Here is a 14617-nt window from a genome sequence, read left to right on the forward strand (position 1 = left end):
AATTTAAAATATAAGTATGGAAATAGACATTTCTGGTGTAGAGGATATTATGTGGATACAGTGGGAAGATACGAAGGAGCGATAAAAGAGTATATTCGCAATCAATTACAAGAAGATATAGCACAAGATACATTAAACTTTAAAGAATATACCGACCCGTTTACGTGTGAGCCGGTAAAATAGGCAAAATAAAAGCCCCCGAGTAGGGGGCAGCCAGTGGTAATAGAGTGGTTGTCAGATCATTCAAAGCCCTCTTTAGAGGGCCACCACTAGAGAAAGACCCTTATAGGGTCAGAGCAAACCACCCGTTCAACGGGTGGTTATGATTTGAGAAATACAAGTACGTATGATATAGTTAACGTAGAATCAATGTAGTATATTTTGGTATAAGGAGAGATACTATGAGTTCTACAACTATTATTATCATCGTGGCGGTTGCAGTCATTTGGGCCATTTTGTTTGCCGTATTTATGAAGTTCAATAAAAAACGACAAGCCGGTGAACAACAATTTGTACAAGAGAATGCTAATAAAGCGATTCTTCATATTTATGGTAAATCTGTAAAGGTTGATGGTAAGGACCTTTCTACTATTGATCATAAAACTGGTCAATATGGTCAAGTCATTATGGCATTAACACCAGGAGAACATACCATTGAATCCGTATATTACACGACGGATAATGTGGGTACTAAAACAAAGAATGTTGAAACACAGCCTGTTACCATCACAATTCCAGTACAAGCAGGTAATGAATATAATGCGGCTATGTATTTCTATTCCGCAGAACAACGTAATGCGTATTATAAAGGTGACGTTGACGATGCCGTTTTAGAAGTTGAACTAGAATTAGAATCTGGTTTTACAGCGAATACTCATGCTTATATCATCGTGTACCGTGAATGTAAATAAATTAGTATAGTAACTGTTTAATAGAGCTATCATTGTGGTAGCTCTATTTTTTATAAATCGTTGTTGGTTATTATCATATTTATTTGTGATATAATAAAAGGATATATGAAAGGAGCATAATTATGGACTTCTATACCGTTTCCTATGTGGAAAGCCAAATCGCATCTGGTCATACATTAGGGTTCGTTATCTTTGTAGTTGTTTTATTAGCCCTTCTCGGAATAGGCATTCAAGTTTTGCGTAATGGTTTTACAAGCCGTTACCGTGATTTAACTGTTATATTATCCTTAATTATTGTATTTTTCTTAGGCTTAGAATATCAAGAATATGGTCGTATGAAGAATTACTCTGAAGATTCTTCTAGAATGGCTCAATTCTTGCATTCCTTTAGTGCAGACCGTGGTGTTGATGAAGGTCAATTAGCTGTTAATTCCTTAAAGGTACGTAATGGTATGATCTTAAAGGTTAGCGATGCATACTATGAGGTGCAATTTAATCCTGAATTTACTACCTATACAATCACTCGTGTGTATACAGTAAGTCCTACAGACCGAATTCATGATAAAGCGGATGTATTACCATAAGGAGGACCACATATGACAGAAGCTATGGCCGTCTATGGGATGGTCTTTGCCAAACTCGCCATAGGTCTCTTGGCGATTATTTTACAAATTAATTTAATGGGTAAAGGTAATTTGGCGCCTACCTCAGCCTTAGACCAATTACAAAACTATGTACTCGGCGGTATTATCGGTGCCATCATCTATAATGATGCGATTGGTATTTTACAATTTATGTTAGTTCTCATCTTATGGACTATTCTCGTAATGACGCTTAAATTCTTAAAAGGCAATCTTAGATTCTTTAAAACAATTCTAGATGGTCATCCTGTAATTGTTATTGAAAAAGGTCATGTCTTAACTGAAGAATGTATGCGTTATGGCATTCAATCGGCTGAGTTAAAACTAAAACTTCGCACAGCTGGTGTTCAATATGTAGCAGATGTTAAGCGCGCCGTATTAGAGCAAAATGGTCAGCTTAGTGTTGTTCAGTTCGGTGAAGAAAATATTCGTTTTGATTTGATTAATGATGGTCAAATTAATCAATTTACTCTTGATGTAATTGAAAAAGATAAAGAATGGCTAGAACAAGAGGTACAGGCACAAGGGTATTCTATTAAGGATATCTACATTGCGGAATACAGAGATGGTAAAGTCGTATTGTATCCGTATGAGAAAAAACATCGGCCTCAATTGGTAAAAACAATTAAAACTAAGACTACTCATACAAAGGATATAATAAAATCTAAAATATAATCTCTTGAATTATATATATAGAGCGTTGTTAAGCCCACTATTCGTAGTGGGCTTATATAGAAAGGAAATTAGTGAACCGTAAAGATTTAATTGATCGATTACAAGAACTTTATAAAGATGAAGATAGTCGTGTAACTATTAATCCTCATGCAGAGCAAAAGGTTGCCATTGTCTATCCAAATACATATTTCGTTGGCATGAGCAATTTGGGACTTCATATTATTTACGAGGAAATTAATCGCCATCCGGCTAGTGTATGTGAGCGGATATTCTTACCTGAGAAAAAGGAACTAGATGCCTATGATAAGACGAAAACTCCGCTTATGAGTGTTGAAACGCAACGACCTATGCATCAGTTTGATGTGGTAGCCTTTGATGTGACCTTTGAAATGGATTATTTCCATATTCCTCTTATGCTTCGTCATGGTCGGGTACCTGTTATGAGTGAAGATCGAACTGGCTTTGATCCTATCGTCATTGCCGGAGGTCCTTGTGCGACATTTAATCCTGAGCCCTTTGCGGACTTTATTGATGCTTTCATCATCGGTGAAGGGGAAGGTATCGTTACTGCTGTGTTAGAACGAATTCGCAAGGGTCGTGAGCATGGTGAAAGCCGAGAAGAAACGATTTCTGCACTAGCTCAAATTGATGGTGTATATGTACCTGTTTTATATACGCCTCGATATGACGATAATAAGCGTTTTGTTGGCTATGATATAGCAGATGGTGCCCCTAAAATTATACGACGCCATTTTGAGCCTCTAACGAGTGGAGGTGAAACGGTAATTGCTACGAATTTCACCGAGTTTGGTGCCATGTATATCATTGAGGTAGCTCGAGGCTGTGGCCGCCATTGTCGATTCTGTATGGCTGGGTATTGTTTCCGCGTACCGCGTGTACGACCACTGGATATTTTGAAAGAAGGCGTGGATAGAGCAGAAAAGTTAGGGAAAAAGGTAGGTCTTATGGGGGCGGCCATTTCCGATTATCCAGAGGTTGATGAGCTCGTAACCTATATTCGCTCTAAGGATATGCGTTATTCTTGTGCATCCTTGCGCGCCGATTCCTTGACACAAGCCGTTGTCGATGGATTGGCTGAAAGTGGACAAAAGACAATTACTATTGCACCAGAAACAGGTAGTGAACGATTACGCCGTGTCATAAACAAGGGGATTAGTGAAGAAAATCTCCGTACTGCGGCTCAGTTATCCGCTAAGTCTGGCATTCAGCATATGCGTCTTTATATTATGATTGGCCTGCCAACGGAAACTGATGAAGATATAGATGCCATCATTGGGCTAGCTGAACGTACACAAGCTCACATGGCTGAGGTGGGCTGTAAAGGTCGCTTAACACTTAGCATTAATCCATTTATACCAAAGCCATTTACACCATTCCAGTGGATGGCTATGGATCATCAAAAGAGTGTAGAAAAGAAATTACAATATATTAAGAAATCATTGCAAAAAAATCGTCGCATCGAGGTACTCGTTGAGTCTCCTAAAGAAGCATATATCCAAGGTGTACTCGCCCGAGGTGACCGCCGCTTAGGCAAGGTACTCGCTGCATGTGCTCTAGATAGAGGTAGCAAATCCTTTAAATCTGAAATGAAAAAAGCCGGTCTCGACATGGATGACTGTAATTATCGGGAACGCAAGTTCGAGGATTATTTGCCTTGGTCTCATTTGGATATGGGTCTAAGAAATGGTTATTTAGAACAAGAATGGCAACGGGCAGTTGATGAAGCGTATACACCGCCTTGTATGGAAGGGTGTAAGCGCTGTGGCGTGTGTAAGTGATTCGAGAAATAAATAGTAGAGGAACAGTCGTATGGATATTACTGTTGTAAATGTAAATACAAATGATGATCGTAAATGGTCTTTTGAAATGCCTAACTGGGCCAATCAATTTCCTCTAGTTATGGGGGATACATATCGTCATGGTGGTGTATCTAAGAAGCCATGTGAATCTCTAAATTTAGCTACTCACATAGAAGATTCATTACAAGATGTATTAGATAACCGCAGCATTGTGGCTGATCATTTAGGTGTATCGCCAGACCGCATTACCTGTGGTAATCAGGTGCATGGACTCAATGCAGTACGCATTACAGAAGATTTAATCGGTGCTGGTGCTATGAGTTCTGATACTGCTATTCCAGATTGTGATGCAATCTATACGGATATACCAAATATTCCATTATTCTTATTTACTGCCGATTGCGTACCAGTAGGCATTTACGATCCAGTGCATCATGTGGTGGCTACCGTTCATGCAGGATGGCGCGGTGCTATAGGCCATCTACCGGTTATCACCATAGAGGCGATGCAACGAGATTTTGGTACGCGCTTTGAAGACTGCTATGTATATTTAGGTCCTAGCATTGGACCTGAATCCTTTGAGGTTAATCAAGAACTGGCAGATACTTTCACAGACGAGTGGAAGAAAATAACTGATGCCAATAGTGATGAATTAGTTCGATATATCGTTAGAGATGGTGCGTCGAAAGCGACACCACATGTTGATTTATGGCGATTTATCGAAGAAGATTTGTTGCAACGAGGTGTTCCAAAGGACCAAATCTGTATTGGTGGTATCGATAGTATGACCGATGAGAATTGTTTTTCCTATCGTCGTGAACATGGCAAAACTGGTCGTATGGCATTATTTGGTATGCTCGAAAAACGGTAAAGATATACATTATTGGTTAAATATTATATAATATAAGTCTATAGGATATTTATTTATACGTTACTATATGGGAGGATCATATGATTGAAGAATCCCTTCATAAAATCCAACAACGCATGGCTGATGCAATGGCTAGCGTAGGGCGCACGGATACGGCGTTACTTGTTGCGGTTACAAAGAATCATCCTGTAACGGCTGTAGAGGAAGTGGCTCGCCTTGGATGCACTCATGTGGGCGAAAATCGCGTGCAAGAGGCAAAAGAAAAACAAATGCTTTATACAGGACCTAAATTGGTATGGCATTTAATTGGCCATTTACAAGTTAATAAGGTTCGTCAAGCGGTACCGATGTTTGATTTGATTCATTCTGTAGATAGTAAGAAACTATTAGATGAAATCGAAAAGGTAGCTGCTAAGCATGATAAGGTACAAGATATATTGTTACAAGTCAATGTAGCTCGCGAAGCGAGTAAGTCTGGTATGTCCGTAGAGGATTTTCCTGACATACGAGACTATGCGAAGACCTTACCGCATGTACGCGTTAAAGGGTTGATGTGCATGGCTCCGTTTTTCGAAAATCCGGAGGATGCAAGACCTATCTTTAGAGTGGCACATGCTTTGTATGAAGATATGAAAGGGTATTTCCCTGATGGGGATATACAATATTTGTCGATGGGGATGACACATGACTTTGAAATAGCCTTACAAGAAGGGGCTAACATCGTGCGTGTAGGCACTGCCATCTTTGGGGAACGTGTATATAACTAATTGGGAATATAACAGTGTGAGTATATTAGGAGGATTACCATGTCTATGGGAGAACAATGGCAAAAAATCAAAAATTTTATCGGCATTAATAATGATGACCGTTATGATTATGATGATGAGTATGAATATGAAGATGATGAGGACTATGCAGAGGACGTGCCACCAGTAGCACCAACAGCAGCTGCATCTGAGTTCCATCCACGTAAGGTAGGAGGCACATCCACTATGACACAACGTCCAACAGCCATGAAAGTAGTTGTTATCGAACCTAAGGTTTTTGAAGATTCTGAAAGCATCACTCATCAATTGCGTGACATGCGCCCTGTATTGATTAACTTTGAAAATACAGATCCTCACGAAGCAGCTCGCATCGTTGATTTTGTATCTGGTGCAACATTTGCATTAGATGGCAAATTGGAAAAGGTAGGCAAAGACATTTTCATGTGCGTACCTGTTAATGTATCCATTGATTATAATAATGAATCTGAAAGTGGAACAACTGAACAACAAGAATTTAACTGGCAAAATAAATAATCCGGTATAGAAAAAGTGGTGATACTATGTTGGGAAAAACAGTATGTATAGGCGTAGGAGCCATGGGTGGTGCCCTTTTACGAGGTGCACTCTCACAAGGTATATTACGTAGAGATGATGTATCAATCGTAGTGCGTCGCCCTGAACATCGCGACGAATTAGTTGACGAATTGGGCGTTACAGGTTTTGTAGAATTACCTGATATGGCGCAGTTTGATACGATTATCTTAGCTGTTAAACCACAGGTATTACCATCTGTATTGAGCCAATTAACATCTGTGAAAGCGGGTGCTACGGTTATATCTGTGGCAGCTGGCGTAACATTAGATACCTTGCGCAAAGCATTACCAACCGCGGTGTTGTACCGTGCCATGCCGAATACTCCAGCATCTATTGGATGTGGTATGACTGCGTTGACTGCGGATAATGGAGCTGATACAATTCACGTGGAGGCTTTATTTAATGCGGTTGGTGAAGTAGCCGTTGTCAGTGAAGCTGACCTAGATCGATTAGGCGCTTTGTCTGGTGCCGGCCCAGGATATATGTTTGTCATTTTAGATGCCTTGGCTGATGCGGGAGTCCGCATTGGATTACCTCGTCAATTGGCGATTAAGGCGGCTGCCCAAACGATGTATGGGGCTGGTAAAATGGCATTAGAATCCAACACACATCCTGCTATATTGCGCGATCAAGTGACTAGCCCTGGCGGCACTACGATTGCTGGCATTGGAGCTATGGAAAAAGGTGGCTTGCGCAGTGCCCTACAAGATGGGGTTGTTGCTTGTTTAGCTCGTTCCAATGAATTGGGGAAATAATGGCTGATACTAGTAAATTAATTAGATATTTTGAAGCAAGCGGTAGCGGTGAAGAAGCGCGCCGTATGCTTGATTTAGCAGAACAAGTGGTAAAGGGAAAACCGTATCGCGTTTGTGACTTTACAAGTCCTGCCGGTCTTGTTATCGCTGATGCAATTAAGGCGGCTTATCCTGAATTACTCGTTCAATCCTATGGCGGCTATGAAGGGGCGGAACGTATTCGTATCGCCTTTGTAGATAGTCATTTTCAAGGTACAGTAGATATGGGTATCATTCCCTTGAAGGTATCTTGGGATCCACGATTTAGATTGTTAAATCATCGTGATGTGCTTGGTTCTTTAATGGGACTTGGCATTGATCGCTCGAAATTTGGCGATATTATTATGGGCCAAGGGGGCGCACAAATTCTCGTAGATAGCGCTGTAGCAGATTTTGTAGTGCAAAATTTTACAAAGATTGCTATGGTTGCCGTATCTGTAACTCCGATGGAGTTAGATGAGATAGCACCAAAAGAAGAAAAGATTAAAGAAGTGCGTACTACCGTTGCATCACTTCGATTGGATGCGGTAGCAAGCTCTGGCTTTAGCGTATCCCGTACCAAATTGGTGAGCGCTGTAAATGCCGGTTTATTGCAAGTAAATTGGCAACCTGCAAAGGGGCCATCCCAAGAGGTCAAAGAAGGGGATATCATCTCTATGCGTGGTCGTGGCCGAATGAAGGTAGAGGCTATTACGGGCACATCCCGTAAGGGACGTATCGGCGTTTACCTTAAACGATTTATGTAAGCAAATAAGCAATCGGCTTGATTCATCAAGCCGATTTTTTATACCGCTTATGTATATCTATAGTTCCATATGTAGGTATACATAAGCGGTATCATCAATTATGCGAGGTTCATTATGATATCTCTAACAATACAAACTACAGCGAGTGATACCATTTTATTTGTAGGTGGTGGCGCCGTGGCTGAACGACGTCTAGCATTATGCTTAGACGAGCCCTGTCAATGCATTGTCATTAGCCCCGTTATAACAGATCAGATGAAAGCTTGGCATGAGGATAACAGATTTATTTGGCACAATACAGTGTTTAGCGATGACCATATAGACATTGTAAAACAATGTAAATTATTGTTTATCTGTACAGATAATAAAGCTGTTAATGATTATATCGAAGCTATAGCACGCAATAATGGCATACTAGTCAATCGTGCCGATAATGCTACAGCTTGTGATTTCACAGTACCATCAACAATCGATATGGGTGATTTGCATGTTGCGATTAGTGCTAATAATGGGGGACCACGTATTAATCGTCTTGTGAAACAAGATATGATGAATCGTTATAATATATTGCAAATTGCCATACCGAGACTTAAAATTATGAGGGAAGAGGTAAAGTTACTTATCCCTAGCGTAGAGGAGCGTAGCCGTTTTTGGCGCACTCATCTAGGCGAATCTGAATTTCAGGCTATTCTTAAGGGACAATGGCCTTTGATAGAGGAGAAACTACACCATGCAATTAGTGGTATTAGGACTAAATCATAGAAGTGCTGCCGTTGAGGTGCGTGAACGTTTCTCGTTTGAAAAAAACGAGGTAGAAAGCGCCTTAAATCGACTCTATGAATACGAAAAAATTTCAGAATGCGTCATTCTATCGACTTGCAATCGTACGGAAATTTATGCCGTATTAGAAGATGTACAATCTCCTAAAGCGTATATGCTCGATGTATTAAAGCATTTAAAACATGCCGATACAATTGATGAATCCGCATTTTTCTTCTATGAAGAGAAAGCGTGTATAGAACATCTATTCCGCGTATCTGCTAGCCTTGACTCCCTAGTGTTGGGGGAAGGGCAGATTCTTAGCCAATTGAAAGGTGCCTATATCGCGGCCTATAGTGCAGGCTTTACGGGAACCGTATTTAATATTCTATTCCAACGCGCTATTAGCGTTGGTAAAAAGGTTCGGACCAATACAGGCATTGCGAATACACCTGTGTCTGTTAGTTACACGGCGGTTAACTTGGCGGAAGATAGCCTAGATAAACCACTTTCAGAAGCAACAGTCCTCATCTTAGGGGCTGGTACGATGAGTGAGTTAACAGCTACACACTTACAATCAAAGGGCGTAAAAACCATATTCGTATCAAATCGAACTTTTACCAAAGCGGAAGCCTTGGCGAAGAAATTTAATGGGCAAGCCATTAAATTAGATCACTATGTAGAACAAGCGGAACATGCGGATATCATCATTACATCGACGGGGGCACCGCATTATATCATTGGTGAAAAAGAGGCAAAACGGATTGCCTCATTGCGTCATGGACGTCCCATCGTGATGATTGATATTGCAGTACCACGTGATATTGATCCTGTCGTTGCGGATATTGAAGGTGTGTACCTATTCAATATCGATGCTCTTGAAAGCGTTGTAGAAGAAAATAAACAACAACGCGAGGAAGAAGCGAAGAGGGCTGAACCGATTATTCACGAAGCCATCGATGAAGTGTTAGAAAAGTTTAGTTATTTATCCGTACGCCCTATGATGGCGCTATTGACGGATAAGGCTGACCGTATTCGTCGCCGTGAATTACATCGAGCGCTGGCTAAATTGCCGGATATTTCCGATAAAGAGCGTCGCATCATTGATTCTATGAGTCGTATGATCGTTAGAAAAATGCTAAGAGAACCGATGATTCATTTCAATGAAATCGCCGGTACACAAGAAGAAGGTTTATATTGGGATTTATTCAAAGATATGTTTAATCTCGAGAAAGAAGGCTCGTAGTATGAGGAACCACATTAGAATTGGAACTCGAAAGAGTGCTCTTGCCTTATGGCAGTCAGAATATGTAAAAAGTGAATTGCAACGCTTATACCCGGGGGTTACCGTAGAGTTAGTTCACTTTAACACAAAAGGGGACCGCATTTTGAATAAGCCCCTTGCCGAAGTAGGTGGCAAAGGTTTATTCACTGCTGAATTAGAGGCGGCTATGCATGCTGGTGATATCGATATCGCCGTTCATAGTTTAAAGGATATGCCTACAGAATTGCCAGATGGCCTTACATTAGGTGCTATTTCCAAACGGGAAGTACCATTCGATGCTTTGGTCAGTCCTAAATATAAAACATTGGACCAATTACCAGAAGGAGCGCGTATTGGCACCAGTAGTTTACGTCGTCAAGCCCAATTATTGCATCGCCGTCCAGACCTACAAATCGAAGTCATCCGAGGTAATGTACAAACCCGTCTTGGCAAGATTGAAACAGAAGGCCTCGATGGCGTCGTATTGGCACAAGCAGGCCTTAAACGGCTCGGTTTAGATGATAGAATCACACAAGTCTTTACGGCGGATGAAATGATTCCTGCTGTGGGTCAAGGTGCATTAGCCATTGAATGTCGCAGTGACGATGCTGAGATGTTAGACATGCTTTCAAAAATAGACGACGAACCAACACGCCTTGCCGTAGAGGGGGAACGTAGTTTCTTAAATCAACTCAATGGTGGCTGCCAAGTGCCGATGGGCGTATATGGAACTGTTGAAAAAGGACAGCTTAATTTGAAAGCGCTCATTGCGTCCTTGGATGGTAAAACTGTATATGAAGGAGAATTGTCTGGACCTGCTAAGAAAGGGGTTATGTTAGGCAAAAACCTTGCGAAAGCCTTATATGAAGAAGGGGGCAAACACATTGTGGAAGCCCTTGTTAAGGAGGGAATCATAAAATGACAGGTTTAGTATATTTAATCGGCGCAGGCCCTGGAGATTCTAAATTAATCACTGTAAAAGGTAAGGAATGCATCGAACGTGCAGACGTTATCGTATATGATTATTTAGCAGATGCTCATCTATTAGAATGGGCTAGACCTGATGCAGAATTGATTTATGCAGGGAAACAATGCAAAGACCACACCATGCACCAATGGGAAATCAACGAATTATTGGTGGCAAAGGGCAAAGAAGGCAAAATCGTAGCCCGCTTAAAGGGTGGTGATCCACTCGTATTTGGTCGCGGTGGGGAAGAAGCCATGGCCCTTCGTGAGGCCGGTGTTCCTTTTGAATTTGTACCTGGTGTTACATCGCCTATTGCAGCACCTGCTTATGCAGGTATTCCTGTAACACAACGCGCTATGGCCACATCCTTTGCGGTTGTTACTGGTCATGAAGACCCAACAAAAGCGGTGTCTGGCATCCATTGGGAAGGTCTTGCCACAGCAGTGGATACACTTTGCTTTGTCATGGGCGTAGGCAATTTACCTACGATTGCAGAAAAATTGATAGCTCATGGCCGTCCTGCTAATACACCAGTGGCTCTCGTTCGCTGGGGGACTAAACCTGTTCAAGAGGTGCTTGTTTCCACACTAGAACATGTTGTAGAAGACGTAGAAAAGGCACAACTAAAGGCACCAGCCATCATCGTCGTAGGCGATGTTGTAAACTTGCGTGAACAATTGCAATGGTTCGATAACAAGCCATTATTCGGCAAAACGATTGTGGTAACTCGTGCTCGCTCTCAAGCTAGTAAATTCCGTGATATGCTCATGAATCAAGGAGCCAATGTTATCCAAGCAGCAGCTATTAAAACAGAGCCTGTAGAATTATTTGATGAAGATAAACGTTTATTACATGGCGTAGATCGCTATTCTTGTGTCGTATTCACATCCGCTGAAGGGGTACGCTACTTCTTTGATGCATTGTACGGGGAAGGCAAGGATGCGCGTTCCTTAGGTTATGCTAAGGTATGTGCTATCGGCAGTGCTACCGCTAAGGCGTTGACGAATTATGGCATTACGCCGGATATTATCCCTGTAGATTATAAGGCTGAATCCGTTGTTGATGCATTGAAACAGCATGTTAAACCTAGACATACAGTGCTATTAATTCAACCTAAGAAGGCTCGTGAAGTAATTCCTCGTGAATTGCGTCACTTAGATATCGACGTAGATATCTTGCGCTTGTATGAAACGCAACAAGATACATCTCAACAAGAGGCATTAGTAGATGCATTGCAACATGGTCATGTCGACTATATTACATTTACTAGCTCCTCTACAGTTACCAATACGTTAGATTTATTGGGTGAAGATGCACTTTCACTATTAGAACATACAAAAATTGCGTGCATCGGACCTATTACGGCCGCTACGGCTATGAGTGCAGGTTTAAAGGTAGATATCATTAGTCCTGTATATACGACAGAAGGTCTTGTAGATACAATCGTGAAAGACTGCGCTAACTAATATACTGTCATTATTAAACGGAAGAAGGAAATTTACTATGTACGATTTAACCTATCGTCCTCGCCGTTTGCGCACTTCTCCAGAAATGCGTGATTTAGTACGAGAAACAACATTAGATACAACTGATTTGATTTATCCATTATTCATCGTTCCTGGTGAAGGGATAAAAAAAGAAATCGACACATTGCCAGGACAATACCATTTATCCGTAGACGAAGCGGTAAAGGTGGCGCAAGAGGCTTATGACCTCGGCATTCGTGGTGTAGAAATCTTTGGCATTCCTACCTATAAGGATGAACAAGGTTCCTCTGCTTGGGATATGTCTCAACCGGTACAACAAGCGATTACAGCCATCCGTGAAGCGGTGCCAAATCTCTTGGTCATTGCAGACGTATGCTTATGCCAATATACATCTACTGGTCACTGCGGCATGATAGATCATCACGAAATCTTAAATGATGAAACATTACCTCTATTGTGCAAGGTTGCGGTTAGCCAAGCGCAAGCAGGTGCTCATATGGTGGCGCCATCTGATATGATGGATGGCCGTGTAGGTGCTATTCGTGAAGCTCTTGATGAAGCTGGTTTTACCAATGTATCCATCATGAGCTATGCTGCAAAATATGCATCTGCCTACTATGGTCCATTCCGTGGCGCGGTTAATTCGGCTCCACAATTTGGGGACCGTAAATCATATCAAATGGATCCGGCTAATCGATTAGAAGCAATGCGTGAAATTGAACTCGATATCGCTGAAGGTACGGATATCATCATGATTAAACCAGCATTGTGCTACTTAGATATCGTTCGCGAAGCCCGTGACCGTTATGAATTACCATTGGCTGTCTACAATGTATCCGGCGAATATGCGATGGTTAAAACGGCTGCAGCCGCTGGTCTCATCGATGAACAACGCCTTGTTATGGAAACGATGCTCTCCATGAAACGGGCTGGTGCTAAGATTATCATTACATACCATGCCCTTGATGTGGCACGTTGGCTTAAACAATAAGGAGTGACTATGTTACAACTAGGTAAATCAGAAAAAGCGTTTGACGAAGCAAAGCGATATATGCCAGGTGGCGTTAATAGTCCTGTTCGCTCCTATCGCAGCGTAGGCTCAAACCCTCCATTTATTAGCTCCGCTAGCGGCAGCCGTATCTATGACATTGATAATAACGAATACATCGACTACGTGTTGAGCTGGGGCCCTATGATTTTGGGCCATGCGAACCCAGAGGTCGTAGCTAGTTTGCAAGAGGCTATTCCTCGTGGTACAAGCTATGGTGCGCCTACACTGTTAGAAACTGAATTGGCTAAGAAAATCCAAGCCTTCATGCCATCTATGGAAATGGTCCGTCTCGTTAACTCTGGTACAGAGGCGACTATGAGCGCATTGCGCGTAGCTCGTGGGTATACGGGCCGCGACCGTATCGTTAAATTTGTTGGCTGTTACCATGGTCATAGTGATTCCCTATTGGTGAAAGCCGGCTCTGGCCTCGCTACATTTGGCGTACCAGATAGCCCAGGCGTACCAAAGGGAGTTGCAGAAAATACCATCACATTGCCATACAATGATATTGATGCGGTTAAACAATTATTCGATGAAATGGGCGATACCATTGCTTGTATTATCGTAGAACCTGTTGCAGGTAATATGGGCTGTGTGCCACCAGTAGAAGGATTCCTTGAAACCTTGCGCGATGTAACAAAGGCACATGGTGCCCTATTAATCTTTGACGAAGTTATGTGTGGATTCCGCGCTAGCAGCGGTGGTGCTCAAAAACTATACAATATTAAACCCGATTTGACGTGCCTTGGTAAAATCGTTGGCGGTGGTATGCCTCTTGCTGTATTTGGCGGTTCTAGCAAAATCATGAGCGAAGTAGCACCATCCGGCCCTATTTACCAAGCTGGTACTTTGAGTGGTAATCCTGTGGCTGTAACGGCAGGCCTTGCTACATTATCTATGTTGCAACGAGACCCAACCATCTTTAAACAAGTGGAAGATAGCACAAAAGCATTGTGTCATGGCCTTGAAGAATTGGCTAAGAAATACAATGTGCCAGCTGTGGTGCAACGTGTGGGTTCTATGTTTACCTTGTTCTTTACAGATAAATCGGTTCACAATTTTGATGACGCTAGTGCATGCAATGCGGACCATTTCAAGACATTCTTCCATCATAACTTGAGCCATGGTATTTACTATGCGCCAAGTCCATTTGAAAGCAACTTTGTGTCTATGTGCCATAAGAGCGCAGAAATCGATAAAACATTGGCTGTTGCAGAGGAAGCTTTCAAAATGATTAGTGAAACAATGTAATACTATTAGATAGAATCGA

16 protein-coding genes are annotated in these 14617 nt (G+C 41.8%); all 16 read left to right on the forward strand.

Annotated features, from left to right (window positions below; all coding sequences use genetic code 11):
• Nucleotides 1-183: IS200/IS605 family transposase (locus tag HMPREF1151_RS07795; protein ID WP_038141543.1), on the forward strand; the 183-nt coding region annotated here is incomplete at its 5' end.
• Nucleotides 184-401: 218 nt separating this feature from the next.
• Entirely contained in the window at nt 402-911 is a 510-nt protein-coding gene (locus HMPREF1151_RS07800; RefSeq protein ID WP_009661670.1) for a hypothetical protein, read from the forward strand.
• A gap of 122 nt (nt 912-1033) precedes the next feature.
• Nucleotides 1034-1495 (forward strand): DUF3290 family protein, encoded by a 462-nt coding sequence (locus tag HMPREF1151_RS07805; protein WP_009661666.1) that lies wholly within the window; start codon nt 1034-1036, stop codon nt 1493-1495.
• 12 nt (nt 1496-1507) lie between these two features.
• Complete coding sequence (locus HMPREF1151_RS07810; protein ID WP_009661667.1) at nt 1508-2227, forward strand: DUF421 domain-containing protein; 720 nt, start codon at nt 1508-1510, stop codon at nt 2225-2227.
• A gap of 71 nt (nt 2228-2298) precedes the next feature.
• The gene (locus HMPREF1151_RS07815) at nt 2299-4026 is read left to right on the forward strand and encodes a radical SAM protein (RefSeq protein ID WP_009661664.1); all 1728 of its coding nucleotides are present in this window, start codon (nt 2299-2301) and stop codon (nt 4024-4026) included.
• A gap of 31 nt (nt 4027-4057) precedes the next feature.
• Nucleotides 4058-4918 carry a peptidoglycan editing factor PgeF gene (gene pgeF / locus HMPREF1151_RS07820; protein WP_009661673.1) on the forward strand — a complete coding sequence of 287 codons (861 nt, stop codon included), beginning with the start codon at nt 4058-4060 and terminating at the stop codon, nt 4916-4918.
• An 80-nt stretch (nt 4919-4998) separates the two neighbouring features.
• Nucleotides 4999-5685, forward strand: a complete 687-nt coding sequence (locus tag HMPREF1151_RS07825; protein ID WP_005380354.1) for a YggS family pyridoxal phosphate-dependent enzyme — start codon at nt 4999-5001, stop codon at nt 5683-5685.
• Nucleotides 5686-5724: 39 nt separating this feature from the next.
• Nucleotides 5725-6219 (forward strand): cell division protein SepF, encoded by a 495-nt coding sequence (locus tag HMPREF1151_RS07830; protein WP_005375690.1) that lies wholly within the window; start codon nt 5725-5727, stop codon nt 6217-6219.
• Between the two features lie 26 nt (nt 6220-6245).
• A complete protein-coding gene (gene proC / locus HMPREF1151_RS07835; protein WP_009661669.1) occupies nt 6246-7034 on the forward strand; it encodes a pyrroline-5-carboxylate reductase in 789 nt (262 codons plus the stop codon).
• Nucleotides 7034-7819, forward strand: coding sequence for an RNA-binding protein (locus tag HMPREF1151_RS07840; protein WP_005375694.1), 786 nt, complete (start codon nt 7034-7036; stop codon nt 7817-7819). Before proC ends, HMPREF1151_RS07840 begins: the two co-directional genes overlap by 1 nt.
• Before the next feature lie 114 nt (nt 7820-7933).
• A complete protein-coding gene (locus HMPREF1151_RS07845; RefSeq protein ID WP_009661674.1) occupies nt 7934-8581 on the forward strand; it encodes a bifunctional precorrin-2 dehydrogenase/sirohydrochlorin ferrochelatase in 648 nt (215 codons plus the stop codon).
• Entirely contained in the window at nt 8550-9824 is a 1275-nt protein-coding gene (gene hemA, locus HMPREF1151_RS07850; RefSeq protein WP_009661675.1) for a glutamyl-tRNA reductase, read from the forward strand. The genes HMPREF1151_RS07845 and hemA overlap by 32 nt, the downstream gene beginning before the upstream one ends.
• Before the next feature lies 1 nt (nt 9825).
• On the forward strand, nt 9826-10764 hold the full coding sequence (hemC, locus tag HMPREF1151_RS07855) for a hydroxymethylbilane synthase (protein ID WP_009661671.1): 939 nt from the start codon (nt 9826-9828) through the stop codon (nt 10762-10764).
• A complete protein-coding gene (gene cobA, locus HMPREF1151_RS07860; protein WP_009661668.1) occupies nt 10761-12275 on the forward strand; it encodes a uroporphyrinogen-III C-methyltransferase in 1515 nt (504 codons plus the stop codon). Before hemC ends, cobA begins: the two co-directional genes overlap by 4 nt.
• A gap of 37 nt (nt 12276-12312) precedes the next feature.
• Nucleotides 12313-13287 carry a porphobilinogen synthase gene (gene hemB, locus HMPREF1151_RS07865; RefSeq protein ID WP_009661677.1) on the forward strand — a complete coding sequence of 325 codons (975 nt, stop codon included), beginning with the start codon at nt 12313-12315 and terminating at the stop codon, nt 13285-13287.
• A 9-nt stretch (nt 13288-13296) separates the two neighbouring features.
• The gene (gene hemL / locus HMPREF1151_RS07870; RefSeq protein WP_009661662.1) at nt 13297-14598 is read left to right on the forward strand and encodes a glutamate-1-semialdehyde 2,1-aminomutase; all 1302 of its coding nucleotides are present in this window, start codon (nt 13297-13299) and stop codon (nt 14596-14598) included.
• The last annotated feature ends 19 nt before the right edge of the window (nt 14599-14617 follow it).

The sequence above is a fragment of the Veillonella sp. ACP1 genome, from assembly GCF_000286635.1.
Classification (GTDB): Bacteria; Bacillota; Negativicutes; order Veillonellales; family Veillonellaceae; genus Veillonella; species Veillonella atypica.

Bases quoted from the DNA above. Each gene is read 5' to 3' on its own strand.
- HMPREF1151_RS07800 (WP_009661670.1), top strand. From the start codon at position 402: ATGAGTTCTACAACTATTATTATCATCGTGGCGGTTGCAGTCATTTGG.
- HMPREF1151_RS07805 (WP_009661666.1), top strand. From the start codon at position 1,034: ATGGACTTCTATACCGTTTCCTATGTGGAAAGCCAAATCGCATCTGGT.
- HMPREF1151_RS07810 (WP_009661667.1), top strand. From the start codon at position 1,508: ATGACAGAAGCTATGGCCGTCTATGGGATGGTCTTTGCCAAACTCGCC.
- pgeF (WP_009661673.1), top strand. From the start codon at position 4,058: ATGGATATTACTGTTGTAAATGTAAATACAAATGATGATCGTAAATGG.
- HMPREF1151_RS07825 (WP_005380354.1), top strand. From the start codon at position 4,999: ATGATTGAAGAATCCCTTCATAAAATCCAACAACGCATGGCTGATGCA.
- HMPREF1151_RS07830 (WP_005375690.1), top strand. From the start codon at position 5,725: ATGTCTATGGGAGAACAATGGCAAAAAATCAAAAATTTTATCGGCATT.
- proC (WP_009661669.1), top strand. From the start codon at position 6,246: ATGTTGGGAAAAACAGTATGTATAGGCGTAGGAGCCATGGGTGGTGCC.
- HMPREF1151_RS07840 (WP_005375694.1), top strand. From the start codon at position 7,034: ATGGCTGATACTAGTAAATTAATTAGATATTTTGAAGCAAGCGGTAGC.
- HMPREF1151_RS07845 (WP_009661674.1), top strand. From the start codon at position 7,934: ATGATATCTCTAACAATACAAACTACAGCGAGTGATACCATTTTATTT.
- hemA (WP_009661675.1), top strand. From the start codon at position 8,550: ATGCAATTAGTGGTATTAGGACTAAATCATAGAAGTGCTGCCGTTGAG.
- hemC (WP_009661671.1), top strand. From the start codon at position 9,826: ATGAGGAACCACATTAGAATTGGAACTCGAAAGAGTGCTCTTGCCTTA.
- cobA (WP_009661668.1), top strand. From the start codon at position 10,761: ATGACAGGTTTAGTATATTTAATCGGCGCAGGCCCTGGAGATTCTAAA.
- hemB (WP_009661677.1), top strand. From the start codon at position 12,313: ATGTACGATTTAACCTATCGTCCTCGCCGTTTGCGCACTTCTCCAGAA.
- hemL (WP_009661662.1), top strand. From the start codon at position 13,297: ATGTTACAACTAGGTAAATCAGAAAAAGCGTTTGACGAAGCAAAGCGA.